The sequence below is a fragment of the Conexibacter sp. CPCC 206217 genome (assembly GCF_030646165.1).
Taxonomy (GTDB): domain Bacteria; phylum Actinomycetota; class Thermoleophilia; order Solirubrobacterales; family Solirubrobacteraceae; genus Conexibacter.
In genome coordinates this window covers 444,859-468,798 of record NZ_JAUTDO010000003.1, presented here as the reverse complement: position 1 = coordinate 468,798, position 23,940 = coordinate 444,859, and the positions used below count along the sequence as shown (strand labels likewise).

Here is a 23,940-nt window from a genome sequence, read left to right as displayed (position 1 = left end):
CGGTGGACGTTGCCTGACACGCCATGGGGCGCTCGCGCCAGACCGGCAGTGCCGACGGGTCAGGCGACCGCGCCGGGCCGCTGCGCCCGTGCACGTCGGTCGTCGCGGTCGACCTCCGCCAGCAGCGCGAGCGAGATCGCCATCAATGGCAAGGCGACGATCCACTGCGGGAGCGGCACGATCGTGATCGCGATCGAGCTGACGCAGGACGGCATCACGACCGCGCCGGCGACGTCGCCGCGGCGGTGGGTGCGCACGAGCGCGTAGAGCACGAGCAGCACCGGCACGACGAAGCCGGCGATCTGCGCCGCCGCCGTCCCACCGATCGCGCCGGCGATCACGACGGCGGCGATGCCGGCGCAGTAGAGCGGCAGCGCCGGCAGCCGCCGCACGCGGCAGACGGCCGGCAGCCTGCCCGCGCGGTCGAGCGCGAACGCGAGCTCCTGCTGGACTCGTTCCATGCCGCGGATCGTTCCCGATCGCGGCGCGGCGGGCGCTAAGGAGACGTGAACGCGGACGAAGGGCCGGCCGCTGGCGCGCAGCGGCGGCACGCGGATGGCGCGCTCTACACTCGACTGCCGTGGATCCCGAGCTGTTCGAGCACCACCTCTCCTCCGCGCACGGCCGCGGGCGCGAGCCCGTGGGCGGCGCGGTCGGCGTCGCCGGGACGAGACTGTGCGGCGACGTCGTGCGCATCACGCTCGCGCTCGACGCGAGCGGCGCGCGGGTGGGGCAGGTCGGCTGGGACGCGGACGCGTGCGGCGCGACGATCGCGTCGCTGAGCGCCGTCGCCGAACTGGTCAGCGGGATGGCGGTGCTGGACGTCGCGCGGATCGGCGCGCACGACGTCGCCGACGCGCTCGGCGGCCTCTCCGCCGGCAAGTTCCACGCCGCCGAGCTGGTCGCCGACGCACTCGCACGGGCACTGGGGCTGGCGGTGCGCGAGCGCGGAGCGGTGCCGGCGCCGGGCCCGACGGTCGCGCGCGACGGCGACCGTGCCGCGGCCGGGGCGAGCGATGGCGCCGCTCCGCCGGCCGGGGGGCGCGACGACGACGCTGCGCAGGACGGTGCGGCCGGCGCCAGAACCCGCACCCTCGTCGCGATGTCCGGCGGCGTCGACAGCGCCGTCGTCGCGCTGCTCGCCGGGCGTGACGGCGGCGACGCGGTCGCGGTCACGCTGGAGCTGTGGGCCGACGAGGCCAACGACGGCGAGCGCTCCTGCTGCTCCGCCCAGGCGGTCCGTTTCGCGCGCGCGCTGGCGCACCGGATGGGAATGCCGCACCTGACGCTCGACCTGCGCGACGAGTTCCGCGCCGGCGTCGTGACGCCGTTCCTGGAGGACCACAGAGCCGGCCTGACGCCGAACCCGTGCGTCCGCTGCAACGGCGACGTCCGCCTCGACGCGATGCTCGACTTCGCCGACCGCCTCGGGGCCGAGACGCTCGCGACGGGGCACTATGCGCGGGTGGAGTGGGAGGGAGGCGATCCGCTCCTGCGCGTCGCCCGCGACGCCTGGAAGGACCAGACCTACATGCTCGCGGCGCTCGCTCCCGCCTCGCTCGCGCGGCTGTGCTTTCCGCTGGGCGAGCTGACGAAGCCCGAGGTGCGCGCGCTCGCGGCCGAGGCCGAGCTGCCCGTCGCGTCCAAGCCGGAGTCGCAGGACCTCTGCTTCATGGCCGGCACCAGCCGCTCCGCCTTCCTCGCGCGCCACGCCGGGATCGAGGAGCAGACGGGGGAGATCGTTGACAGCGGCGGCCGCGTGCTCGGCCGCCATCGCGGACATCACGCCTTCACGGTCGGCCAGCGCAGAGGGCTCGGCGTCGCCGCCGAGGAGCCGCTCTACGTGCTGCGAACCGAGCCCGCCCGCAACCGCGTCGTCGCCGGCCCGCGCGAGGAGCTGCAGACGACCTCCGTCGCGCTGCGCGGTGCGCGCCTGCACCGCGACGGCGCGCGCGTCGACCGCGTCAAGCTGCGCTACCGCGCCAAGCCGCTCGCCGCGAGACTCGTCGGCGAGCCAGCGGCGGGTTCTCACCGCCGCCTGGAGGTCGCACTGCAGCAGCCGGTCGACGGCGCCGCCCCCGGCCAGCTGGCCTGCCTCATGGACGGCGACGTCGTGATCGGCTGGGCGACGATCGACCGACCGCGCGCCGAGCGCGACACGGCGGTGGCCGCCGCCGAGCGGTCTGCGACCGCAGCGGCCGGCGAGCCCGCCGCGGTCTAGCCCTGCCGCGCCGTCGCTCAGTCGTCGTCCTCCCTGTAGAAGTTCGTCTCGCCGACCACGAGGCCCTCGTTGACCGGGTCGTCGACGCCGTTTCTGTCGTGGACGACGCCGATCGACTTCACCTTCACGGTCCCGTCGAGGTAGCTGAAGCGGATCTGGCCGTTGGCGAGGACCTCGTACGTGCCGGTCTGGTTGGGCGGGTAGTTGCCGGCGTAGACGAACGGGGTGCTGGAGCCGTCGCCGAGCGTGGAAGCCGAGCTGTGGCCGTCGACGAAGTGGCCGTCGGCCGTCAGCGTGAGGTAGTCGACCCAGGTCGTGCAGCCGGTGATCAGGCCGCAGAGGCCGCTGAAGCCGCGGTTGAGCAGCTCGACGGCATAGCGCGAGCCGGCTCTGGGAATCGTCAGCGACTCCATCGAGATCTGATTCAGCGTCAGCGACCCGTCTCTGTACGTGCCGCTCAGGTCCCCGACCGTCAGCGCCCCGGTGGCGGGATCGTAGGTGTACGGTCTGCAGCCGTCGTCGGTCGGTCTGCCCTTGTCGTCGAGCACCGTCGTCGGCGCCGTGCAGGTCGGTCTGCCGCTCGGCGGGAAGCCGTAGTACGCCCATCTGCCGTCGACGAACCAGACGGCGTAGTTGTCCCAGGCGTACGTCGCGCTGTTCTTGAAGCCCCAGAAGTAGCGGTCGGCGAGCGGGCCGAGGTCGGGCGCTCTGGCGGTCGGTCTTCTCGCTCTGGCGGCGGGTCTTCTGGCTCTCCCCGCGGGTCGTCTTGCTCTGGCTCTCGGCTTCCCGCTTCTCGCGGCGCCGGCGAGCTTCAGCGTGACGGTCGCGCGGGCGCTCAATCTGCCGGCACCGCTCGCGACGAACGTGACCGTGCCGGCGCGCGTCGCGCGGACCCGCACCGTCACCGTGCTCGCCGCGCCGGGCTTCAGCGTCTTCAACGACCGCTCGCCCGGGTGTCTGCGCCTCGCCCCGGCGACCTTCACGCTGAGGCCGCGCCCGGGGCGAACCGTCAGCTTCGCTGCGCGCGCCCGCGCGCTCCCGGCGTTCGCGACCCGCACCTTCAGCGTCGTCCAGCGCCCGCGCGCGACCGTGCGCGTGGCCGCGCCGGAGACGCGTGCGCTCAGCACCGCTCTCTTCGCCGGCGCTCTCGTCGATCTCGATCTCGATCTCGGCGTCGCCGTCGGCGCGTTGCCGGGCGGCGCGGGCGCCGGGACTGACGGCGCGGGCGGCGCCGGAGTCGCCGGCGGCGCCTCGGGCGGCGGGGGCGCAGCCGACGCGCTGAGCACGAAGCCGGGCACGGTCTCGACCGTCGAGCCGCCGGGCGTGGCGATCCGCACCGACTCGACGCAGTCGAGGCCCTGCGCCGCAAAGCCGGGCTTGGCGACGACGTAGGTGACGGCCGCGCCGTTCTGCGCCCGCGTTCCGTCTCTGCCCTCGTCGACCTGGGCGCCGCCGGCGTCGAAGCGAGTCCAGGCGGCCCACGTGACGGAACCCCCCGTCGCGCCGCCGACGATCCCCGCCGGAAAGTTGCACTGGCCCGCGCTGTCGCGCTTGCCGATCGCCGCCACGAGCACGTCGGCATCGATCGGCGCCTCGCGGAAGGTCACCTGCAGCACGAGCGCCCCGACCGCGTCCTCGTATCCCGCCTCGACGTGGACGACGTCCTGCCCGCCGGGAAGCGCCATATTCGCGGGATCGTCGGCGGCGCCCGTGAACTGCGTCGCGCCCGCTGAGGACGCCAACGCCGCGAGCAGCAGCGCGACGAGCGCGAGCGTGCGAGCGCCCGCCGGCGCGATGGACAGCGGCACCCGCCGACCGCGGCTGCGGCGGCTCGGGACGGACGTGGGAACGGGGCGCAAGGCTGGACCTCCGGGGGACGACGAATGCCAGGAAGGCGCGTTGCCCGGTGTGTATCGCATCGGAGCGCCGCGATGACGTGACGCGTCGGCGCTTTGTCAGCACACCCACATGCGTCAGATCTACGCGTTTCGCCCACCAAGAAGATGGACATCGGCGCCCCGCTATGGCAGGGTCGCGACCATGCGGACCTGGGCCCCGACATTCCTCACCGCGCTCGCCTGCGCGCTCCTCCTGCTGCCCGCGGCGGCAGACGCGAAGCTCCCGACCTATCGCACGCCCGGCTACAGAGGCGTGACGCGGGTACCGAGAACGAGACCGACGCCAGGCCTGGCCGCCGCCCCGGTCGCGCTGTCGCCGGCCGGGATCTTCCCCGACGTGCACGTCGACGCGGCCGGCACCTCGCACATCGTCTGGAACGAGGACGACGGCGGCAACGCCGACGTGCTGCGCTACTGCCGCCTCAGACGCGGTGCCACCACCTGCGACAACCCCGCGGCAACGCAGCGGCTCGTGCCGGCGAAGGAGTACGGACCGGGCGACGATCCGGCGTTCAACGTCGATCAGAGCGGTCCGAGAGTGCTCGCGATCGGCAACCAGCTGATTCTGCTCAGCTACCGCTACCCGACCGGCTGGGAGAAGCCCGACGGCTCCGATCCCTCCAGAACGCTGCTCGCCTGGGTCAGCGACGACGGCGGCAACAGCTTCACCGGGCCGGCGATCGTCGGCGACGCCGAGATCAACGGCGGCGTCGTCGCGTTCGGGGCGGAGAACGACCCGACGATCCTCGCGATCGACCAGACGAGCGCGTGCGGCTCCTGCGTTCAGGCGATCCGCCCCGGCGCCTTCACGAGCGCGAAGGCGGCGCTCGGCGCGCCCAGCGCCAACCAGGCCTACTACGGCTCGCTCGCCGTCGACGGCGGTCTGCCCGTCGCGGCCTTCGCGGACCTCAACCGCACGTCGGTCGTGCGGCGCTGGAGCGGCACCGGCTCGCCCGGCGACGCCGCGACGTGGGGCCCGCCGCAGACGATCCCCGGCGACGAGCCGAAGCTCGCGAGCGGCCCGTCCGGCCTGTTCATGCTGAACCAGCCGAGATTCGCGGGCGCGTGGTCGGTCCGCAGACTCGCGGGCAGCGCCGTCGGCAGCCCGACGACGATCTCCGACACCGACGACGCCGTCCTGCCGGACCTGTTCCAGGATCCGGGCGGGCGCTTGTTCGCGGCGTGGGAGTCGCGCGGCGGCGACGAGCCCGGCGTGCGCCTGCGCAGCTCCGTCGGCGGCGGCAGCTGGACGCCCGCGGCGCTGCTGGCCAGAGGCACCGGCAACGGACAGCTGGCGCTCGGCGCGACCACCGACGGCGGCGGCGTGCTCGCCTTCAACAGCAGCGGCGGGATCAACCAGATCGGCCCGATCGCGGCGATCCCGCTCGGCCCGCGCACGCCGACCGGCCTGCCCGGCCTCGGCAACATCCCCGGCGGCGGCGACCCGAACGCCAGAAGCGGCTGCAGAGAGATCACGTTCGGCGCCGTGAAGATCAAGACCGCCGACGAGTTCAGCTGCTTCTTCAAGGGCACCGGCAGAGACGCGAACGTCAGCGTCAGCAACGGCGAGGTCGACTTCAACGGACTGAAGATCGCTCCCGACGAGGGTACGCGGATCCTCATAGACGCCGCCAGACACACGCTCGACACGACCGGGCCGGTGCGCGCGCTGGTGCGCGGGGCGAGCGTCGGCGAGATAGTGCTGTGGCACGGGCCGCTGCACGTCGAGCTGCCGACGGCCGCCTCCGGCGTCCCGTTCTCGTTCCCGATGAACCAGTTCCACGCCGACCTCAAGGGCTTCGGGATCGTCGGCAAGATCGACGTCTTCCTGACGCCGCAGGGCGTGCGGATACCGGTCTCGCTGAAGCTGCCGCCATACCTCGGCGGCGTCACCGGCAGCGCCGAGCTGGTCGCCGACAGCAAGACCGGGCTGCATCTCAATTCACTCGTGATCGACGTCAAGGAGGCGCCGATCGGGCCGCTGCTGATCCGCGGGCTGCACATCGAGTACAGAGGTGACGCCGAGCGCTGGGACGGCGCCGCCTCGCTGCTGTTCCCGCCGCCCGGCGCAGGCGCGCAGATAGACGCGAAAGTCGTCTTCGTCGGCGGCGACTTCGAGTCCGGGGAGGTCGTCGTGACGCCGCCGTTCCCGCCCGGGATCGCGGTCGGGCCTGGCGTCTTCCTGTCGAAGATCGGCGGCGCCGTGAGACTGAACCCGCTCGAGCTGTCGCTGATCGGGCAGTTCGGCGCCGTGCCGTTGACGCCGAGAGGGCCGTTCACCGCGACCGTCGACGGCCGAGCGACCGTCAGCTTCGGTGACCCGATCACGTTCACGTTCGACGGCACCGGCTCGATCCTCGACATCGCGCTCGCCCAGGAGCACTTCGTCGTCAACACCGACGGCTACGCGAGCCTCACCGCGGGCACCAGATTCGACCTCGGGATCGTCAGCGGCGAGGGCAACGGCGAAGCGACGATCGACGGGCCCAGAGGGCAGTTCCTGGTGGACATCAACGGGAACATCGAGATCGCCGGGCAGTCGTTCGGCGGCGTCGAGGCGCTCGCGTCGAGCGAGGGCCTGGCCGGCTGCTACGAGCTGCTGATCGCCTCGCTCGGCTTCGGCTACCGCTGGGGCGACTCGCTGCCGAGCGTGATGTTCCCCTCGTGCGACCTGTCGTCGTACAAGCCGGTCCCCGGGGCTCCGCCGGCCGGCAGCCCCGCGCTGACCGCCGGCTCGTCGTTCGACGTCAGAGCGGGCACCCCGGCGGTCAGCATCCAGGTCGACGGCGACGGCGGGCTGCCGCAGGTCGTGCTGGTCGACCCCGACGGCGAGCGGATCTCGCCGCTGCTGCTGCAGGGCGCCGGCTCGCTGCCGACCGACCCGGAGATCATCAGCCTGCTGAGAGTGATGGCGCTGCCGGTCTCGCCGACGCGGGTCACGATCGGGATCGTCAAGCCGAAGGCCGGCACGTGGAAGATCGAGCCGGCGGCGGGGGCGGCGCGGGCGAGCGGCGCGGGCGGCGGCGCCAGAGGCAGCGGCTCGCGGCCGGTTGCGCGCGCCGCCGCGATCAGCGGCCTGCAGATCGCGACCGGGCTGCCGGCGCCGACCGTCTCGGCGAGACTGAGCGGCAGAGGCCGGCAGCGGACGCTCACGTACAACGCGACGCAGCGCGCCGGCCTGACGGTCACGTTCGTCGAGCGCGGCCGCGGCGGGACGCGCACGCTGGTCGCCTCACGCGCCGGCGGGAGAGGGAGAGTGACCTTCTCGACCGGCAACCTGCCCGGCGGCAGACGGACCGTGATCGCCGTCGTGCAGCAGGACGACGCACCGCGGCTGCAGAGAGTCGTCGCCTCCTACGTCGCTCCGGCGCCCCCGCGCCCGGCGCGCGTGAGCGGCGTCACGGTGAAGCGCGCCGGCGGCGCGGTCGTCGTGCGCTGGAGACGCGCGAGCGCCGCGACCGGCTACCTCGTGCGCGTGACGATCGGCGACGGCCGCAGACTCGCGCGCGTGCTCGGCGCCGGCGCGCGCTCCCTGCGGATCCCGAGAGTGGCGGCGAGATACGCGGCCAGCGCAACGGTCGCCGGCCGCACGAACGCGGGCAAACTCGGCCCAGCGGGCAGAGCGGTGAGCAGAGCCGCCGCGCAGAGAAGAGCGGCGAGAGCGAGAAAGACGAGAGGGAGAAGGGGGCGCTGAGCAGGCGGCGTCGAGGCGCCCGCGCTGCTGTCGAGCGGGCCGACGTGCGGAGCACCGGCAGTTTCTGCCCCGCTATTGGGCAGAAACTGCCGGTGCTCCTGGCCGACGAGGCTCAGTACCCGCGCTCCCGCTCGACCACCCCGAGCAGCTCGTCGCCCGCGATCCGGCGGGCGACGTTGTCGCGGACGCGGTCGGCGAGCGCGGCGCTGCGCGGGCCGATCGGGTTGGCGGAATGCGGCGTGATCAGCGCGCGCGGCTCGTGCCAGAGAGGGTGGTCGTCGGGCAGCGGCTCGGGGTCGGTCACGTCGAGCGCGGCGCCGCCGATCTGCTCGGCCGCAAGCGCGTGCACGAGCGCGTCGGTGTCGATCAGCGAGCCGCGTCCGACGTTGACGATCCAGGCGTCGGTGGGCAGCGCGGCGAGCACAGCTCTGTCGACGAGCTGTTGGGTGGCGCCGGTCGCGGGCGCGGCGAGGACGACGGCGTCGGCGCGCGGCCAGACCTCGGCGACGCGTGACGCCGGCAGCGTCTCGTCCGCGCCGGGCACCGGCTCGCCGCGCCGCGTGACCGCCAGCACGTGCGCGCCGAACGGCTGCAGCATCGCGATCAGCGCCCGCCCGATCCCGCCCGCGCCGACGATCGCGACCGTCGCGCCGCGCAGCGTGCGGCCGGAGACCGTGTGATCCCACGTGGCCGCCCGTGCCGACTGCGGCAGCCGCCGGAAGCCGGCCAGCAGCAGTGCGAGCGCGTGCTCGGCGACGATGCCGGAGTAGGCGCCGGTCGCGGAGGTCCAGACCCGCTGCGGGTCGGCATCCATCAGCCCGCTCGCGAGCCACCGCTCGACCCCGGCGCTGGGCAGCTGCACCCAGCGCACGCGCTCGCTCAGCAGCGGCGCGAGCTGCTGCGGATCGCCACGCCAGACGATCGCGTCGGCGACGGCGGGATCGCCGACGACCGTCCCGCCGCCGTCGCGCACGGCGGCCTCCATCTGCGGACGCGGATCCGGCCCGACAAACACGTTGAGCTTCGACATCAACCGAACGGTACCCACCGTCGCGCACCGCCCACGGCGAGGACCGCAGGATTACTACCGCTCAACAGCAGTAATCCTTCGGTCCTCGGGGATTCAGGGGTCCGGGAGGGGGTCGACGCCGGCCGGCAGGGCGGTGCGGGCGGCGGCCAGGAAGTCGCGGCTCGGCGGCGTGGCGCTCTAGACTCATCGGCCCATGCCGATGACCTCCGACGAGATCCGCGAGACGTACCTGTCGTTCTTCGAGCAGCGCGGGCACCAGCGCCTGCGCTCGGCGCCGCTGGTGCCGACGACGCACGACCCGTCCGTGCTGCTGACGACGGCGGGGATGCATCCGCTGAAGCCGTATTTCCAGGGCATCGAGCAGCCGCCGCACACGCGGCTGACGAGCTGTCAGAAGTGCTTCCGCGCGACCGACATCGAGAACGTCGGCAACACGCTGCGCCACCTGACGTTCTTCGAGATGCTCGGTAACTTCTCGATCGGCGACTACTTCAAGGAAGAGGTCATCGGCTTCGCCTGGGAGCTCGCCACGAGCGGGTTCGGCTTCAGGGAGGACGACGTCTGGGTGACCGTCTTCGGCGGCGACGAGGAGCTGGGTCTCGGCGCCGACGAGGAGGCGATCGAACTGTGGTTGAAGGCCGGCGTCCCGCGTGAGCGGATCGTCGAGTGCCCGCGCTCGGAGAACTTCTGGCAGGCCGGGCCGACCGGTCCCTGCGGCCCGTGCTCGGAGCTCTACCTCGACCGCGGCCTCGACTTCGGCAAGGCCGACGACCTGCCCGGCGGCGAGAACGAGCGCTTCCTCGAGTTCTGGAACCTCGTCTTCATGCAGTTCGACCAGAACCCGGTCAACACGCTCACGCCGCTGCCCGCGAAGAACATCGACACCGGCCTCGGGCTGAACCGTTTCGCGGCGATCCTGCAGGGCAAGGAGTCGGTCTTCGAGACGGACCAGTTCTGGCCGCTGATCGAGCTGGGCCAGCAGCTGTCAGGCCGCAGCTACGGCCAGGACGAGGAGACCACGCGCGCGCTGCGGATCCTCGCCGACCACTCGCGCGCGATGACGTTCCTCGTCGCCGACGGCGTCGTGCCGTCCAACGAGGACCGCGGCTACATCCTGCGCCGCGTGATGCGCCGCGCGATCCAGCACGGCCGCCGGATCGGCATCGAGCCCGGCTTCCTGCCGAGGTTCGCGGCCGTCGTCGAGCAGCTGATGGGCGCCGCCTACCCCGAGATCGTCGAGCACAGAGCGTCGATCCAGAAGTGGCTCGTGGCGGAGGAGGAGGGCTTCGGCCGCACGCTCGAGCAGGGCACGAGAATGCTCGACGAGCTGATCGCGCAGGCGAAGGCCAACGGCGAGGAGGGCCTCGGCGCCGACGACGTCTTCAGGCTGCACGACACGTTCGGCTTCCCGATCGACATCACGCGCGAGATCGCGGCCGAGCACGACCTCGGCGTCGACGAGTCCGGCTTCGAGGCGCTGATGGACCAGCAGCGCGCGAACTCGCGCGCCGGCGGCGGCCGCTCGACCGGCGCCCAGGACCACCTGCGCGCCCGCGCCCAGGAGCTGGCCGGCACGGCCGCCTTCACCAGTGAATTCACCGGCTACGTCACGACGGAGCAGTCGACGACCGTCGGCGCGCTGGAGGCGGAGACCGACGGTCACGTGCTCGTCAAGCTCGTCGAGTCGCCGTTCTACGCGGCCGGCGGCGGCCAGGTCTCCGACCACGGCTGGCTGACGTGTGAGGACGGCGACTGCAGAGCGCGCGTCGTCGACGTGCTGCGCGTCGCCGGCGGCGCCGACCAGGTCGTCGTCGTCGAGAACGAGAAGGGCACGCTGAAGCCCGGCGAGCACGTCCACGCGGTCGTCGACCGCGGCGCGCGCCACGCGACCGAGGCCAACCACACCGCGACGCACCTGCTGCACGCGGCGCTGCGCAGACGCCTCGGCGACCACGTCCGCCAGGCCGGCTCCGCCGTCCAGCCCGACAAGCTGCGCTTCGACTTCACGCACGGCGCCGCGCTCTCGTCCGACGAACTGCGCGACGTCGAGGACGAGGTCAACGAGCGGATCCTCGCGAACCTGCCGGTGCGCGCGCTGACGACGACCCTGGACGAGGCGAAGAAGCTCGGGGCGATGGCGCTGTTCGGCGAGAAGTACGGCGACGTCGTGCGGATGGTCGAGGTCGGCGACGGCTCCTTCTCGCGCGAGCTGTGCGGCGGCACGCACGTCCGCTCGACCGCCGAGATCGGCCTCTTCCGCGTGCTCGCGGAGACCTCCAGCGCCGCCAACGTGCGCCGCATCGAGGCGATCACCGGGCCGGTCGCGGTCACGCTGCTGCGGGAGCACGACACGGCGCTGCGCGAGGCGGCGGTGGAGCTGCGCGCCACCCCCGAGCAGGTCCCGGCCGAGGTCGGCAAGCTGCGCGGGCGGATCAAGCAGCTGGAGAAGGCCGCCAAGAGCGGCGGCCGCCCCGACGGCGCGCTCGACGTCGAGGCGCTCGTCGCCTCCGCGACCGAGCACGACGGCGGCGCGCGCGTGCTGACCGCAGTGATCGAGTCGAGCGATCCGAAGGCGCTCCCGGACGTGGCGGACAGGCTCAAGGGCCGGCTCGGCGACGCCGCGATCGTGCTCGGCGCGGTCGCCGACGGGAGAGTCCACCTCGTCGCGAGCGTCGCGCCGGCGCTCGTCGCACGCGGCGTGAGAGCGGGCGCGATCGTCAAGGTCGCGGCCGAGGTGACCGGCGGCGGCGGGGGCGGCCGCGACACGATGGCGCGCGCGGGAGGCCGCGACCCAGAGAAGCTGCCCGAGGCGATCGACGCCGCCCGCGCGGCGATCGAGACCGCTCTCGCAGGTTGATGGCGGCGGGCTCTAAGCTGATGCGCGTGCTCGCGCTCGACTACGGCAGCGCCCGCTGCGGCTGCGCACTCAGCGATCCGACGGGCACGCTCGCGACCCCGATCGCCCACGTGGAGCGGCCCGGGACGCGCAAGGGCATGGCGCGCCTGGCCGCGGTCGTGCGCCAGCGCGAGGTCGATCGGATCGTCGTCGGGCTGCCGCTCGGCCTCTCCGGCAGCGACACGGCGCAGACGCGGGAGGTCCGCGAGTTCGTCGTCAGACTCCGCGAGCTGCTGGGTGAGAAGCTCCCGATCGACCTCTACGACGAGCGTTTCACGACCGTCATCGCGGCCAGCGTCGGCGGGCGCGAGAGCGAGGACTCGCGCGCCGCGGCCGTGCTGCTCGAAGGCTGGCTGACGCGCAACCGCGCGCTGTTCGAGAACGGAGCCGAGGCATGAGCCCGCGCGGCGGCGGCGAGCGCACCCCCGAGGAGCGCGAGGCGGCGCGACGCGCACGCGAGCGGCGCCGCTACGAGCGCTCCGGCGAGCCGATACCGGACGAGCTGCTGGAGCCGCACGAGCGGGCCGCGACCGCGCCTGAGCCGGCTGCGCCCGAGCCCGAGCCGTTCGTGCCGCTCGAGCCGCAGCCGCGGGCGCCGCAACCGAGGGCCGGCGAGCCGGAGCCGCCCGCGCAGAGCACGCAGCCGCCCGCGCGCGAGCCGGAGCCGCCCGCTTCCAGACCGGCCGCTCCCGCGCCGCAGGAGTCTGCCGATTCCTCACAGGAGACCCAGCAGTGGGACGTCAACGAGGCATGGGTCGACGAGCAGCACCAGGCGCACCCTGCAGCTGAGCCGACGCCCGCGGCGCATGACCCGCAGGCCACCCAGCTGCACGACGTGACGAGCGACTGGACCGACGAGCATCCCGTCGCCGACGGGCCGCCGCTCGATCCCGCCGCGTCGACGCCTCCGCCCGCGTCGCCGTCGCCGGCCGATCCCGGGACCGGGGAGCACGAGGAGCCGCTCGGCACCAGAAGAGTCAGCCGCGCGCACCTGCCGAACATCCACCGGCCGACGGGCAGCGGCAATCGCCGCAGCGACATCCCGCGCAGAGGCCGCCGGGTGCGTGTCAAGCGGCCCGGCGAGGTCGCCGCGGGCGGCGCGCGCAAGCGCCGCAGCGCCGGCCCGCGGATCGCCGCGTTCGTCGTCGTGCTGCTGGTGCTGATCTTCCTCTGGTTCGTCAACTCGACCTTCCAGCCGTTCGGCGGCGGCGACGGATCGGGCCAGATCGTCGTGACGATCCCGAGAGGGGCGAGCGCGGGCGACATCGGCGACCTGTTGGCCGACAGAGGCGTGATTTCGTCGAGCTTCTTCTTCGGGCTGCGCGCGTCGGTCTCCGGCAAGCGCTCCGACCTCAAGTCCGGCACGTACAGACTCAGAAGAGACATGGGCTACGGCGCCGCGCTCGACGCGCTGACGGAAATCAGAGAGGCGCCGCAGGTGCCGGTCGTCAAGGTCGCGATCCCGGAGGGGCGCAGCCGCAAGGAGACGGTCGCGATCGCCAGAAGAGCGGGGCTCAGAGGCGACTATCTGACCGCCTCGCGCAGATCTGCGCGCCTGAACCCGGCCAGATACGGCGCGCCCAGAGACGCGACGCTGGAGGGCTTCCTGTTCCCGGCGACGTATGACGTGAAGAAGGGCGGCAGCGTCAGAACGCTCGTCGACGACCAGCTGAGAGCGTTCCAGCAGAACTTCGCGACGGTCAACCTCGGCTACGCCAAGAGCAAGAGACTGACGGCGTTCGACGTGTTGACGATCGCCGCGATGGTCGAGCGCGAGGTCAGCATCCCGCGCGAGCGCCCGCTTGTCGCCGCGGTCATCTACAACCGCCTGCGCGACGGGATCCCGCTCGGCATCGACGCGACGTTGCGGTTCGAGCAGAACGACTGGGTCAACCCGCTGAAGCAGTCGGTCCTCGACGCCGACACGCCGTACAACACGCGCACGAAGCAGGGCCTGCCACCGGGCCCGATCGGCAGCCCGGGTCTCGCGTCGATCAGAGCCGCCGCGCACCCCGCCAACAGCAGAGCGCTCTACTACGTCGTCAAGCCGGGCGTCTGCGGCGAGCACGCCTTCTCCGACACGTTCGAGAGATTCCAGGCCGACGTGGCGACGTACAACCAGGCACGCGCGGCAGCCGGCGGCAAGTCGCCGCAGAGATGCTGAGCAGGGCGGGGGCGGCGCGCGGCGGCCACTGCGGCCGCGGCAGCCGCGGGCGCGCCGGAGGCCGCTGATGGGCGGCCGCTGCGGAGTGCTCGGCTGGCCGGTGCGTCACAGCCGCTCGCCGGCGATGCACGAGGCGGCCTACGCGGCGCTCGGCCTGGAGGGGTGGACCTATCAGCTGCTGCCGGTCCCGCCGGAGCTGCTGGAGGAGACGGTGCGCGGCCTGGAGGGCGCGGGCTTCACCGGCGCCAACGCGACGATCCCGCACAAGCACGCGGTGCTCGCACTGGCCGACTCGGCGACCGACCGCGCCCGTGCGATCGGCGCCGCGAACACGCTGACGTTCGACGGCGGCCGCATCCATGCCGACAACACCGACGCGCCCGCGGTCGTCGAGGCGCTCCCGTTCGACGTCGCCGGTGCGACGGCGCTCGTGCTCGGCGCGGGCGGCACGGCCCGATCGGCGGTGTGGGCGCTGCTCGACGCGGGCGCCGCGGACGTGCTCGTCTGGAACCGCACGCGCGAGCGCGCCGAGCGGCTGACGGCGGAGCTGGGAGGACGGGTCGTGGACGGCGAGGCCGTCACCGCGTTGCTGGGCCCGATCGACGATGTCGCGCCGCGCGGCGGCGGAGCCGATCGTGTCGCTCCGATCGACCTGCTCCTCAACACGACCGCCGTCGGCCTCGCCACGGAGCAGACCCAGTTCGACCACCTCCCGCTCAGCGCCGCCGACGTCAGCGCGTTCCGCTGCGTCGTCGACTTCGTCTACGGCGCGCAGCCGACCGACCTGATCGCCGCCGCCCGCGCGGCCGGCGTGGAGACCGTCGACGGCCTCGAGATCCTCGTCCGCCAGGGCGCGATCGGCTTCGAGCACTGGACCGGCAAGCCTGCTCCGCTCGACGTGATGCGCACCGCCGCGCGCGGCTGAAGCTCGTCGCCGCGCCGCGCCGCCGCTCAGCCGGTCGCGCGCCGGTCCGTCGCGTCGTCGCCCCGCGGCAGCGCCCGCTCGGCCTCGTCGAGTGCGCGCTCCGCGACCGCCAGCTCGGCCAGCACGCGCTCGCGCTCGGCGCGGTCGCTCGACTGCTCGGCGAGGCGTGCGTGGAGCCGGTCGAGGCGGGCGCGCAGCTGCGCGGGGGCGTCGAGGTCCAGCTCGTAGACCCCGGAGACCGTCGTGCGGCGCACGACCGGTGAGCGCGAGATCTGCGTGAGGAAGACCGCGAGCGGGTCCTTGCCGGCGACGCGGTGCCCGGCCGCCTCCAGCTCGCGGAACCAGTCCTTGTAGTGGATCGGCTCGGCCGGACCGGCCGGACGTGCGAGCAGCACGCCGATCGCGGCACGCCGGATCGCCGAGCCCTTCAGCCCGTCGCCTGCCCCACCGCCGCCACCCCGCGCCGGCAGCGGATGGACGTTGGCGGCCTCCGGCACGAGCCTGTCGATCAGCTCCAGCCGCTCCTCGACGTCGGACAGCTGGTCCTCTATCCCCGCCAACTGGGCGGCTGCGGCGTCGCGCCTGCGCGTCAGCTTGTCGCGCTCGCGCAGCAGCGCCATGCGCTCCGCACCGGCGGCACGGGCGAGTCGGGAGGAGCTGCTGCGAGAGGCGTTGGTCGGCACCGCCAGATTCCTATCGCGTCCGGCCCGACCCGCGCGTGGCGGCCCTGTTCACAACTCCTACAGCGATCGCTTCTACATGCCGAACCGTGTGCGTCGCCGCACCCGGCGCTGTGCACAAGCTGTGGAAAACTTTCGCGCTTTCCCCAAATAGCGGGGAAAACGCGGCGACGCGATCTGTTGACAAGCGATACGCCGATCGTCGGACCGCGGTTCCGTCCGACGCCCGCGAGATCCTGCACGTCCTACATTGCCGCCTGAAGGAGCGCTACAGCCCATGTTGTATGAGAACAACCCGCGGTTCCCGAGCCAGCGCAACGACGATTCAGCGCTCGACCTGAGCCAACTCGCAGACGACATCGAGGCGCTCGTGGAGGCCGGGCTCGTGGTCCGACTGCTCGGGCGCGACGGCGAGGTCCGGGTCACGCCCGCGGTCGCGCTCGCTCGCGATATCGAGGCGCCCGCGTCCTGATCGGCGCGAGCCCGCCGTCCGGGTGAGACGTCGACCCCACGGGTCCGCTAGACTTCGCACTCGATTAGAAGTCCCGTGAACCAGAGGTCCGGATGAGCGCGCTGGCAGACACACCCCAGCTGGGAATGCTCCGCCACAAGGCGGAGCATGTGCGTGAGCTGATCGGACCCGTTCGCACGCCGCCCGCGCCGGTCTTCGTCGAGGACGACCGCGAAACGCTGCGGGCCTGGCGGCAGGATTGCTACAAGCGCTTGGAAGATGCCGTCCTCGGCCTCTCGGTCGCGCTGCCGCAGGGCACCGAGGACTACGACGCGCGCAAGCTGTTCGAGTTCCTCGTCGGCCTGCGCCGCGCGATCGACGCGGACCCGGACGTGCGCGACGCCGACGGCGAGATCGAGCTGCACGAGATGATGATGCGCGACGTGCTCGCGCGGATCGAGCGGCGGCTGCTGCACGACCAGCTCGACGACCCGCGCGCCGCCGTCGACTACGTGCTCGCGACGCTGGAGCGGATCCCGGCCGGCGACCTGGCGCGCCTCTTCGGCGTCTCGACGAAGACGATCGGCGCCTGGCGCGCCGGCCGCCCCGTGACGCGCAACGGCGAGCGCGCCGTCGTGCTGGCCCAGCTGATCAGCTACCTGCAGCCGTCGCTGACGCCGCTCGGGATCGTGCTGTGGTTCGACGCCGAACGCGACCAGCTCGACGGCCGCACGCCGCTGCAACTGCTGGAGCGCGACGTCGCCAGCGCCCACGCGCCGCTGGTCGCGCTGGCGCGCGGCTCGCGCGGGCAGCTCGCGGGCTGAGGCGTGAGCCCCAGCTGGAAGCTCGCGCCGGAGCGGATCTCGGGCGGCTGGCACTGCTTCCGCCAGGTCGCGCCCGACTGGCCGCCGCTCTACCACGCGGCCGGAGAGCCGACGCCGTCGCAGCGTTCGGCACGTTGGCACCGGCTCGGCGAGGGCTACGCGCAGTACCTGGCGCTGGAGCCGATGGGCGCGTGGGCGGAGCTGGTCCGCTTCGAGCGGATCCGCGGCGGCACGCGCGCGGCGCAGTACCGGCGGCGGCTGTGGCTCGCGTTCGTGCGCGAGACGGAGATCGCGGACCTGTCGACGTTCGACCGCTGGGCCGCGTGCGGCCTGAACCCGCGCACGGCGGTCGGCGACCACGGCGCCTGCCAGAAGATCGGCGACGACCTGCGCGCCGCCGGCTACCGCGGCGTCCTCTCGCCGAGCGCCGCGCTCGACGGCGCGACCAACCTGACGCTCTTCGGCGCCCGCTACGAGAAGGTCCTGCTCGGCGGTCTGGAACGGTGGGAGAACCCCAACCCGGAGCTGCGCCTGCCCTGCAGCTTCGTCGCCGAGGGCACGCCGCCGGAGGAGCTGATCGTCGAGACGACCTTCGCCGACCTGCCCCACGACGGCTACCGCGCCTGGCTGCGCCGCGAAGGGCTGCGCACGCCGCGCGGGGCGCCGTGACGCGGCTCAGCCCGCTCTGAAGCGCCGCAACCGCAGGGCGTTGGCGACGACCGAGACGCTCGACAGCGCCATCGCGGCGCCGGCGACGAGGGGGTTGAGCAGGCCGGCGGCGGCGAGGGGGAGGGCGGCGACGTTGTAGCCGAACGCCCACGCGAGGTTCTGCTTGATCGTGCGCAGCGTCGCGCGCGAGAGGCGGATCGCGTCGGCGGCGGCGCGCAGGTCGCCGCTCACGAGCGTCAGGTCCGACGCCTCGATCGCCACGTCGGTGCCGGTTCCGATCGCCAGGCCGAGATCCGCCTGGGCGAGGGCGGGCGCGTCGTTGACGCCGTCTCCGACCATCGCCACGACGCGGCCTTGCGCCTGCAACCGCCGCACGACGCTCGCCTTGTCCGACGGCAGCACCTCCGCGATCACGTCGTCGCGCGCGATCCCCACCTCGGCCGCGACGGCGGCGGCGGTCGCGGCGTTGTCGCCGGTCAGCAGCAGCGGTCGCAGACCGAGCGCCTTCAGTCGCGCGATCGCCGCTGCGGACGTGGGCTTGACCGTGTCGGCGACCACCAGCAGCGCCCGCACCTCGCCGTCCCACGCGGCGACGACGGCGGTGCGGCCCTGCGCTTCGGCCGCCTCGCGCGCGCGCTCCAGTTCCGGCGGCAGCGTCAGGCTCCATTCGCGCATCAGCGCCGGGCGCCCGACCAGCGCCGCATGCCCATCGACGACCCCCTCGACGCCGAGCCCCTCGCGGTTGGCGAACGACTCGACGGGTGGGAGGGCGTCGAGCTGCTCGCGTGCCGCCGTCACGATCGCCTGGGCGATCGGATGCTCGGACGCATCTTCGAGCGCTCCCGCGATCAGGAGCGCGTCGGGCTCGCCGATCACCTCCACCAAGCTCATCCGCCCGCTCGTCACCGTCCCGGTCTTGTCGAGCACGATCGTGTCGACGGTGCGGGTCGACTCCAGCACCTGCGGGCCCTTGATCAGCAGGCCGAGCTGGACGCCCCGGCCGGTCCCGACGAGCAGCGCCGTCGGGGTCGCGAGACCGAGCGCGCAGGGGCAGGCGATGATCAGGACCGCGACCGCGGCGGTGAACGCGAACGTCGCGCTCTCGCCCGCGCCGAGCCAGAAGCCGAGCGTCGCGACCGACAGCGCGATCACGATCGGCACGAAGACGCCGGAGATCCGGTCCGCGAGCCGTTGCACCGGCGCCTTGCCCGACTGCGCGTCGCTGACCAGGCGCGCGATCTGCGCCAGCGCGGTGTCTGCACCGACGCGCGTCGCGCGCACGACCAGCCGACCGCCGGCGTTGACGGTCGCGCCGGCGACCTCGTCGCCGGGGCGCTTCTCGACCGGCACCGATTCGCCGGTCAGCAGCGCCTGGTCGACCGCGGAGCTGCCGTCCTCGACGACGCCGTCGGTCGCGACCTTCTCGCCGGGTCGCACGACGAAGCGGTCGCCGGGCGCGAGCTGCTCGATCGGCACGCGGCGCTCGACGCCGTCGTCACCGAGCAGGGCGACGTCCTTCGCGCCCAGCTCCAGCAGCGCTCTCAGCGCCGCCCCGGCGCGCCGCTTCGCGCGCGCCTCGAAGTAGCGGCCGGCGAGGATGAAGACGGTCACCACGGCCGCGGTCTCGAGGTAGATGTGCTCAGCGCTGTCGCCGGAGGAGCTCGGCAGCAGCTGGAAGGTCATTCTCATCCCGGTCATGCCGGCCTCGCCGATGAACAGCGCGTAGAGCGACCACAGCCAGGCGGCGAGCACGCCGACCGAGACGAGCGTGTCCATCGTCGCGGCGCCGTGCTTCAGGTTCACCCACGCCGCGCGGTGAAACGGCCACGCGCCCCACACGACGACCGGCGAGGCGAGCGTCAGCGCCGCCCACTGCCAGTCGTCGAACTGCAGCGCCGGGATCATCGACAGCAGCAGGACCGGCAGCGCGAGGACGGCGGAGATCAGCAGGCGGTTGCGCAGCTCGACGGTCTCGTCCAGCTCCGCGTCCTCGGCGGCGCCGTGGCGGGGGGAGGACCGCAGGTCTGCTGCCGGCCCGCGCGGCGCCGGGGGCAGTCTCGCCTTGTAGCCGGCCGCCGCCACCGTGTCGAGCAGGTCCTGCGGCGCGACGGTCGCGGGGTCGTAGTCGACCGTCGCCTTCTCCGTCGCATAATTCACCGTGGCGGCGACGCCGTCGAGCTTGTTCAGCTTGCGCTCGATCCGGTTGGCGCACGAGGCGCACGTCATCCCGCTGATCGGCAGCTCGACGTGGTGGCTCGGGGTGGTCGGCGTCGTGCTCATCCCGTCACCTCCTGGGTGAACGCGGCGGTCTCGACGCGACCGGCAACCTTGTACTGCAAGAACAGCCGGTAGCGACCGGGCGTCGGGAAGGTCGTCTCGAACGCCGGCCCGTCGCCGCTCGGATGGACGTGCAGGAACGCGAGATCGCCCTCGCGCAGCGCGACGAGATGCCCGTCGGCGCCGAGGTACGGCTCCAACTCGGCCGGCGCGCCGTCGCGGGTGATCGCGAAGCGGAGGATCTGCTCCACACCGGCATCGGCGGGTTCGTCGTTGGCAGCGAGTGTGACCGCGTCGCCGCCGTCGCTGGTCGTCTCGGTCACCGGCGCGGGCAGGTCGCGCAGGTCGGCGTCGCCGTCGACGCGCAGATCGCTCGCGAGCGTGATCGGCTCGCCGTCACGGGAAAAGTCGGCGAAGAGGCGGTAGGAACCGGCTTCGGGCAGCGTCAGCGCGGTGGACCACGTGCCGTCCGCGGCGAGCGTGGGGTGGAGGTGCTGGAAGCCGCTCAGGTCGCGCCGCACGACGATCAGGTGCAGCTTGCGCTCGTGCGTCACGTCGTAGTCGCGCAGCGGCGCGCCATCGGTCCCGACGATCCGGAACGCGACCCGCTCGCGCGCGCCGCGCCGCAGCGCGGGCGTGTCGAGGACCAGGCGCAGCCCGTCCTGGGCGGCCGCCAGGCCGCGGACGGCGGTGGCGGCGCCGTGCCCGCCGCCGCTCTCGGCGCCGTGCCCGCCGCCGCTCGCGCCGACCTCGTCGCCATGCGCGTCGCTGTCAGCGGCGCCGACTCGATCGCCCATCGCGCCGCCTTCCTCGTCCTCCGCCGCCGCACCCGCGTGCGCAGCCACCGGCGGATCGCCGCGGTCGGGATCCACCGCCGCGCCGGCGAACGTGGCGACGCCGAAGATCGCGGCGAGGGCGGCGGCGAAGGCGGCGAGCTTCAGCGCGGCGCTCATGACGACACCACCGTGTAGCCGGCCGCCTCGACCGCAGCGCGGATCGCGTCCTGCGAATCGGCCGCCGGACCGCCGACGCGCAGCCGACCGCTCGCCAGGTCGACCTCCACCAGCTCGACGCCCTCCAGCTCCGAGACCTCTTCGCGCACCGACAGGACGCAGTGCTCACAGGTCATGCCGCCGACGGTGTAGATGCGCTCTCGCGGGCTGGTGGCGATGTCGCTGGAGGTGCTCATGACGGTCCTTCCCGGGTTCCAAGATACGGTAGGGGGGTATGGCAACAGACCGTACCATACATACCCCAGGGGGGTAAGCTAGACTTGTCAGCGACCCGACCACAGGAGAGCCCGATGGCGTCGATCGAGACGACGAGAACCACGCCGACGCGCGGCTACAGCGCGACGAAGGACCAGCTCACGAAGCGGCTGCGCCGGATCGAGGGACAGGTCCGCGGCGTGCAGTCGATGGTCGAGGAGGAGCGCTACTGCATCGACGTGCTGACGCAGATCTCGGCGGTCCAAGCGGCGCTCGACAAGGTCGCGCTCGGTCTGCTCGACGAGCACGCGAACCACTGCGTGATGGGCGCCGAGGGCGACGCCAAGGCGGAGAAGACCGACGAGTTGATGGGCGCCGTCGCGCGGTTGATGCGGCGGGGCTGACGGCGCCGCACGACGCCGCCAGCCAGCGCTTCGAGGTCCTTCGGGCGTCCGCACGCACGGCCCTCCAGCGCGCACGACGAAACACCCGTGGAACGGCTCATTTCATGCGCCAGACCACAGTGACTCCCTGCCTTCACCTGCTCTCAGGGTCCCGCTCCCGTGGAACCTCTCCCATTGGTCAAAACTAGTCATCCATTCGCAGGGAGACAAGCCGCGCGGTCAGTTCGCTGCCAACCGGTGAGTCGGTTGCTGCGGACGCTCGATCGGTGAAGATCTCGTCGCGGCGCGCTACATGAACCGGATCTCGGGGAAGGAAGGTGGCACGATGCCACTTGGAGGCCCGCCCGCATGATCGTGACCGACGCCGTCCGCTCGTATCTCGACCAGACACGGCCAGAACCCGACGCGCTGCTCGCCGAGATGCAGGAGCGCGGCGCGCGCGACAGCGTCCCGATCCTCGATGCGCAGGCCGCGACGCTCCTGCAGGTGCTCGCGCGGGCGGTGGGCGCGCGGCGGATCGTGGAGGTCGGGACCGCGATCGGCGTCTCGACGCTGCATCTCGCGCGGGCGCTGCCCGCGGACGGTGAGCTGATCTCGTTCGAGATCGACCGCGAGCGCCACACGCAGGCGCTGAGCTACTTCGCGCGGGCACGGCTGCCGGCGCGCGTCGACCTGCGCCTGCAGGACGCCGCCGAGGGGCTGACGCAGGTCGAAGGACCGTTCGACTTCGCCTTCCTCGACGGCCTGAAGGCCGAGTACGCAGGCCATCTCGACCTGATCGTGCCGCTGATGCGGCCCGGCGGGCTGCTCGCGGTCGACAACGTGCTGATGTCGGGTGCGGTCGCCGAAGGCCGCCCGATCGACGGCTGGAGCGGGGATCGCGTCGCGACCGCGCGCTCGTTCAACGACCACTTCCTCGGCCATCCGCAGCTCGACGGGCTGATCACGCCGATCGGCGACGGACTGGCGCTCGCGGTCCGACGTTGAGGCGCCGCCGCCCAGATGCCGCTACCCTGGCGCGCCCATGTCCTCAGACGAACCGATCCCCGACGACCAGTGCCGCGCCTGCCGCGGCAGTGGCAGAGTGATCTCCGGCCTCGGCGGCACGCCGAACGAGATCACCTGCCCCTGGTGCGAAGGCAGCGGCACCTACATCCCTGAGCACAACGCCCAGGAAGCGGGGGTCGTCCTGCGCGGCGACGCCCCGCCGCCAGCGGCGGCGGACTGAGCGAGCGGGCTGCCGCGCGGGGCTCGATTCACGCGCCGGGCCCCGTGGGCCGGCGACGCAGGCGGGCATCCGGGCCTCGCTCGCGGGGACGCGGCCGGGCATCCGTCCGCTCTGGCGCGGCGCCGCTCAACACGGTGACGCCGCCCGCCGATCCAGCGGCGGATGGCGCATCGACACTCACTCCGACTGCAGATCGCGCTGGCCTGTGCCGGCGCGACGCTGCTCGCGCTCGTCGTCCTCGTCGCCGACGGCACGCGTGAGCGGCTGATCGGCGCGACGCTCGTCGCGCTGCTGGTGCCGGTCACCTGGATCGACCTCGACCGGCGCCTGATCCCCAACCGGCTGACCGCGGCCGGGGCGCTCGCGGCGCTCGCGATCGGGCTGGTCGCGGATCCCGCGCGGCTGCCGGCGCAGTTGCTGTGGGGAACGGCGGCGGGTGGCTTCCTGCTCGCCGCGGCACTGATCCGGCCCGACGGCATGGGGATGGGCGACGTCAAGCTCGCCGCCGTCCTCGGCCTGCTGCTGGAGAGCACCGTCGTCGTCGCGCTGCTCGTCGCGTTGGTGACCGCTGCGCTCGCCGGCGCGGCGCTGGCGATCCGCCGCGGCATCCGCAGCGCCCGCGAGGCGACGCTCCCGCTCGGTCCGTTCCTCGCGCTCGGCGCCTGCGTCGCGTTCGCCGCCGGCGCCGAGCTGAGCGAGTGGTGGCTGGGGTAGGGGGCGCCGCGCCGCGCGTCAGGCGGTCGCCGGCTCGCGCTCGTGCAGGATCGCCATGAACGCGCGCATCCACGCCGGGTGGTCGGGCCAGGCGCGGCCGGAGACCATCGACCCGTCGACGACCGCCTCGTCGTCGACGAACGTGCCGCCGGCCGCTTCGACGTCGGGCGCCAGTGCCGGGTAAGCCGCTGAGCGGCGGCCGCTCAGCACGCCCGCGCTGGCAAGGCAGAGCGGGCCGTGGCAGAGATGCGCGAGCGGCTTGTCGGCCTCGGCGAAGTGGCGCACGATCCGCTTCACGTCGGCGTCGTTGCGGATGTACTCGGGCGCGCGGCCACCGGGGATCACGAGCGCGTCGTAGTCCGCGGGGTCGACGTCGGCGAACGCGACGTCGGCCGGCCACGTGTAGCCGAGCTTCTCGGTGTAGGTGTCGAAGCCGTCGACGAAGTCGTGCACGACGAACTGGAGCTTCTTCACCGTCGGCGCGGCGATGTCGACCGTGTGGCCGTCCTCCAGCAGTCGCTGGTACGGGTACATCACCTCGAGCGACTCGGCAGCGTCACCCGTCAGCAGCAGGACCTTCGCCATGGGGAACTCCCTCTCTAGAGCGGTCGTCGACCGGACCGGTTCGCAGGCGAAGCGGCAGTGCGCTCCTGCTGG

Annotated in this window: 21 protein-coding genes; 13 read left to right on the top strand and 8 right to left on the bottom strand. The window is 73.1% G+C overall.

Annotation, left to right across the window (positions count from 1 at the left end; genetic code table 11):
• Nucleotides 1-59: 59 nt before the first annotated feature.
• Nucleotides 60-461, bottom strand: coding sequence for a hypothetical protein (locus Q7L65_RS10535; RefSeq protein ID WP_304720987.1), 402 nt, complete (start codon nucleotides 459-461; stop codon nucleotides 60-62).
• A gap of 119 nt (nucleotides 462-580) precedes the next feature.
• Between Q7L65_RS10535 and mnmA the strand changes: the two genes are divergently transcribed.
• Nucleotides 581-2,221, top strand: a complete 1,641-nt coding sequence (gene mnmA / locus Q7L65_RS10530; protein ID WP_304720986.1) for a tRNA 2-thiouridine(34) synthase MnmA — start codon at nucleotides 581-583, stop codon at nucleotides 2,219-2,221.
• 17 nt (nucleotides 2,222-2,238) lie between these two features.
• On the opposite strand, the gene Q7L65_RS10525 is transcribed toward mnmA, so the two are convergent.
• Complete coding sequence (locus Q7L65_RS10525; protein WP_304720985.1) at nucleotides 2,239-4,029, bottom strand: hypothetical protein; 1,791 nt, start codon at nucleotides 4,027-4,029, stop codon at nucleotides 2,239-2,241.
• 232 nt (nucleotides 4,030-4,261) lie between these two features.
• Here Q7L65_RS10525 and Q7L65_RS10520 point away from each other — a divergent pair, with 232 nt between their 5' ends.
• Nucleotides 4,262-7,813 (top strand): hypothetical protein, encoded by a 3,552-nt coding sequence (locus Q7L65_RS10520; protein ID WP_304720983.1) that lies wholly within the window; start codon nucleotides 4,262-4,264, stop codon nucleotides 7,811-7,813.
• A gap of 112 nt (nucleotides 7,814-7,925) precedes the next feature.
• On the opposite strand, the gene Q7L65_RS10515 is transcribed toward Q7L65_RS10520, so the two are convergent.
• Nucleotides 7,926-8,843, bottom strand: coding sequence for a D-isomer specific 2-hydroxyacid dehydrogenase family protein (locus Q7L65_RS10515; RefSeq protein ID WP_304720982.1), 918 nt, complete (start codon nucleotides 8,841-8,843; stop codon nucleotides 7,926-7,928).
• A gap of 193 nt (nucleotides 8,844-9,036) precedes the next feature.
• Here Q7L65_RS10515 and alaS point away from each other — a divergent pair, with 193 nt between their 5' ends.
• The 4 genes from alaS (at nucleotide 9,037) to Q7L65_RS10495 (ending at nucleotide 14,828) form a co-directional block, all read left to right on the top strand.
• Entirely contained in the window at nucleotides 9,037-11,700 is a 2,664-nt protein-coding gene (alaS, locus tag Q7L65_RS10510) for an alanine--tRNA ligase (RefSeq protein ID WP_304720980.1), read from the top strand.
• A complete protein-coding gene (gene ruvX / locus Q7L65_RS10505) occupies nucleotides 11,700-12,137 on the top strand; it encodes a Holliday junction resolvase RuvX (protein ID WP_304720979.1) in 438 nt (145 codons plus the stop codon). Before alaS ends, ruvX begins: the two co-directional genes overlap by 1 nt.
• Nucleotides 12,134-13,903 (top strand): endolytic transglycosylase MltG, encoded by a 1,770-nt coding sequence (gene mltG, locus Q7L65_RS10500; RefSeq protein WP_304720978.1) that lies wholly within the window; start codon nucleotides 12,134-12,136, stop codon nucleotides 13,901-13,903. Before ruvX ends, mltG begins: the two co-directional genes overlap by 4 nt.
• 67 nt (nucleotides 13,904-13,970) lie before the next feature.
• Nucleotides 13,971-14,828: a shikimate dehydrogenase gene (locus Q7L65_RS10495; protein WP_304720976.1), complete on the top strand. Its 858-nt coding sequence runs from the start codon at nucleotides 13,971-13,973 to the stop codon at nucleotides 14,826-14,828.
• Between the two features lie 26 nt (nucleotides 14,829-14,854).
• On the opposite strand, the gene Q7L65_RS10490 is transcribed toward Q7L65_RS10495, so the two are convergent.
• Nucleotides 14,855-15,511 (bottom strand): hypothetical protein, encoded by a 657-nt coding sequence (locus Q7L65_RS10490; protein ID WP_304720974.1) that lies wholly within the window; start codon nucleotides 15,509-15,511, stop codon nucleotides 14,855-14,857.
• 274 nt (nucleotides 15,512-15,785) lie between these two features.
• Here Q7L65_RS10490 and Q7L65_RS10485 point away from each other — a divergent pair, with 274 nt between their 5' ends.
• The 3 genes from Q7L65_RS10485 (at nucleotide 15,786) to Q7L65_RS10475 (ending at nucleotide 17,452) form a co-directional block, all read left to right on the top strand.
• Nucleotides 15,786-15,980, top strand: a complete 195-nt coding sequence (locus Q7L65_RS10485; RefSeq protein ID WP_304720972.1) for a hypothetical protein — start codon at nucleotides 15,786-15,788, stop codon at nucleotides 15,978-15,980.
• A gap of 92 nt (nucleotides 15,981-16,072) precedes the next feature.
• Entirely contained in the window at nucleotides 16,073-16,783 is a 711-nt protein-coding gene (locus tag Q7L65_RS10480; RefSeq protein WP_304720970.1) for a hypothetical protein, read from the top strand.
• Between the two features lie 3 nt (nucleotides 16,784-16,786).
• The gene (locus Q7L65_RS10475; RefSeq protein ID WP_304720969.1) at nucleotides 16,787-17,452 is read left to right on the top strand and encodes an RES family NAD+ phosphorylase; all 666 of its coding nucleotides are present in this window, start codon (nucleotides 16,787-16,789) and stop codon (nucleotides 17,450-17,452) included.
• A gap of 6 nt (nucleotides 17,453-17,458) precedes the next feature.
• On the opposite strand, the gene Q7L65_RS10470 is transcribed toward Q7L65_RS10475, so the two are convergent.
• Genes Q7L65_RS10470 through Q7L65_RS10460 form a run of 3 tightly spaced genes read right to left on the bottom strand, consistent with a single transcriptional unit; the run spans nucleotide 17,459 to nucleotide 20,918 of the window.
• Nucleotides 17,459-19,732 carry a cation-translocating P-type ATPase gene (locus Q7L65_RS10470; protein WP_304720967.1) on the bottom strand — a complete coding sequence of 758 codons (2,274 nt, stop codon included), beginning with the start codon at nucleotides 19,730-19,732 and terminating at the stop codon, nucleotides 17,459-17,461.
• Nucleotides 19,729-20,682, bottom strand: a complete 954-nt coding sequence (locus Q7L65_RS10465) for a hypothetical protein (protein WP_304720965.1) — start codon at nucleotides 20,680-20,682, stop codon at nucleotides 19,729-19,731. Before Q7L65_RS10465 ends, Q7L65_RS10470 begins: the two co-directional genes overlap by 4 nt.
• Nucleotides 20,679-20,918: a heavy-metal-associated domain-containing protein gene (locus Q7L65_RS10460; RefSeq protein ID WP_304720964.1), complete on the bottom strand. Its 240-nt coding sequence runs from the start codon at nucleotides 20,916-20,918 to the stop codon at nucleotides 20,679-20,681. Before Q7L65_RS10460 ends, Q7L65_RS10465 begins: the two co-directional genes overlap by 4 nt.
• Before the next feature lie 123 nt (nucleotides 20,919-21,041).
• Between Q7L65_RS10460 and Q7L65_RS10455 the strand changes: the two genes are divergently transcribed.
• From Q7L65_RS10455 to Q7L65_RS10440, 4 genes are all read left to right on the top strand, one after another.
• Nucleotides 21,042-21,341 carry a metal-sensitive transcriptional regulator gene (locus Q7L65_RS10455; RefSeq protein WP_370552548.1) on the top strand — a complete coding sequence of 100 codons (300 nt, stop codon included), beginning with the start codon at nucleotides 21,042-21,044 and terminating at the stop codon, nucleotides 21,339-21,341.
• 348 nt (nucleotides 21,342-21,689) lie between these two features.
• A complete protein-coding gene (locus tag Q7L65_RS10450; protein ID WP_304720962.1) occupies nucleotides 21,690-22,328 on the top strand; it encodes an O-methyltransferase in 639 nt (212 codons plus the stop codon).
• A 37-nt stretch (nucleotides 22,329-22,365) separates the two neighbouring features.
• Nucleotides 22,366-22,569, top strand: coding sequence for a hypothetical protein (locus tag Q7L65_RS10445; RefSeq protein ID WP_304720960.1), 204 nt, complete (start codon nucleotides 22,366-22,368; stop codon nucleotides 22,567-22,569).
• A gap of 162 nt (nucleotides 22,570-22,731) precedes the next feature.
• Complete coding sequence (locus Q7L65_RS10440) at nucleotides 22,732-23,283, top strand: prepilin peptidase (RefSeq protein WP_304720959.1); 552 nt, start codon at nucleotides 22,732-22,734, stop codon at nucleotides 23,281-23,283.
• A gap of 18 nt (nucleotides 23,284-23,301) precedes the next feature.
• On the opposite strand, the gene Q7L65_RS10435 is transcribed toward Q7L65_RS10440, so the two are convergent.
• Nucleotides 23,302-23,868: a DJ-1/PfpI family protein gene (locus Q7L65_RS10435; RefSeq protein ID WP_304720958.1), complete on the bottom strand. Its 567-nt coding sequence runs from the start codon at nucleotides 23,866-23,868 to the stop codon at nucleotides 23,302-23,304.
• Nucleotides 23,869-23,940: the final 72 nt, after the last annotated feature.

What these genes read in the sequence shown, in the direction of transcription:
- Q7L65_RS10460 (WP_304720964.1), bottom strand. Translation starts at nt 20,918, where the DNA reads ATGAGCACCTCCAGCGACATCGCCACCAGCCCGCGAGAGCGCATCTAC.
- Q7L65_RS10520 (WP_304720983.1), top strand. Translation starts at nt 4,262, where the DNA reads ATGCGGACCTGGGCCCCGACATTCCTCACCGCGCTCGCCTGCGCGCTC.
- Q7L65_RS10480 (WP_304720970.1), top strand. Translation starts at nt 16,073, where the DNA reads ATGAGCGCGCTGGCAGACACACCCCAGCTGGGAATGCTCCGCCACAAG.
- Q7L65_RS10445 (WP_304720960.1), top strand. Translation starts at nt 22,366, where the DNA reads ATGTCCTCAGACGAACCGATCCCCGACGACCAGTGCCGCGCCTGCCGC.
- Q7L65_RS10515 (WP_304720982.1), bottom strand. Translation starts at nt 8,843, where the DNA reads ATGTCGAAGCTCAACGTGTTTGTCGGGCCGGATCCGCGTCCGCAGATG.
- Q7L65_RS10470 (WP_304720967.1), bottom strand. Translation starts at nt 19,732, where the DNA reads ATGAGCACGACGCCGACCACCCCGAGCCACCACGTCGAGCTGCCGATC.
- Q7L65_RS10495 (WP_304720976.1), top strand. Translation starts at nt 13,971, where the DNA reads ATGGGCGGCCGCTGCGGAGTGCTCGGCTGGCCGGTGCGTCACAGCCGC.
- ruvX (WP_304720979.1), top strand. Translation starts at nt 11,700, where the DNA reads ATGGCGGCGGGCTCTAAGCTGATGCGCGTGCTCGCGCTCGACTACGGC.
- Q7L65_RS10485 (WP_304720972.1), top strand. Translation starts at nt 15,786, where the DNA reads ATGTTGTATGAGAACAACCCGCGGTTCCCGAGCCAGCGCAACGACGAT.
- Q7L65_RS10450 (WP_304720962.1), top strand. Translation starts at nt 21,690, where the DNA reads ATGATCGTGACCGACGCCGTCCGCTCGTATCTCGACCAGACACGGCCA.
- Q7L65_RS10435 (WP_304720958.1), bottom strand. Translation starts at nt 23,868, where the DNA reads ATGGCGAAGGTCCTGCTGCTGACGGGTGACGCTGCCGAGTCGCTCGAG.
- alaS (WP_304720980.1), top strand. Translation starts at nt 9,037, where the DNA reads ATGCCGATGACCTCCGACGAGATCCGCGAGACGTACCTGTCGTTCTTC.
- Q7L65_RS10465 (WP_304720965.1), bottom strand. Translation starts at nt 20,682, where the DNA reads ATGAGCGCCGCGCTGAAGCTCGCCGCCTTCGCCGCCGCCCTCGCCGCG.
- Q7L65_RS10535 (WP_304720987.1), bottom strand. Translation starts at nt 461, where the DNA reads ATGGAACGAGTCCAGCAGGAGCTCGCGTTCGCGCTCGACCGCGCGGGC.
- Q7L65_RS10440 (WP_304720959.1), top strand. Translation starts at nt 22,732, where the DNA reads ATGGCGCATCGACACTCACTCCGACTGCAGATCGCGCTGGCCTGTGCC.
- mltG (WP_304720978.1), top strand. Translation starts at nt 12,134, where the DNA reads ATGAGCCCGCGCGGCGGCGGCGAGCGCACCCCCGAGGAGCGCGAGGCG.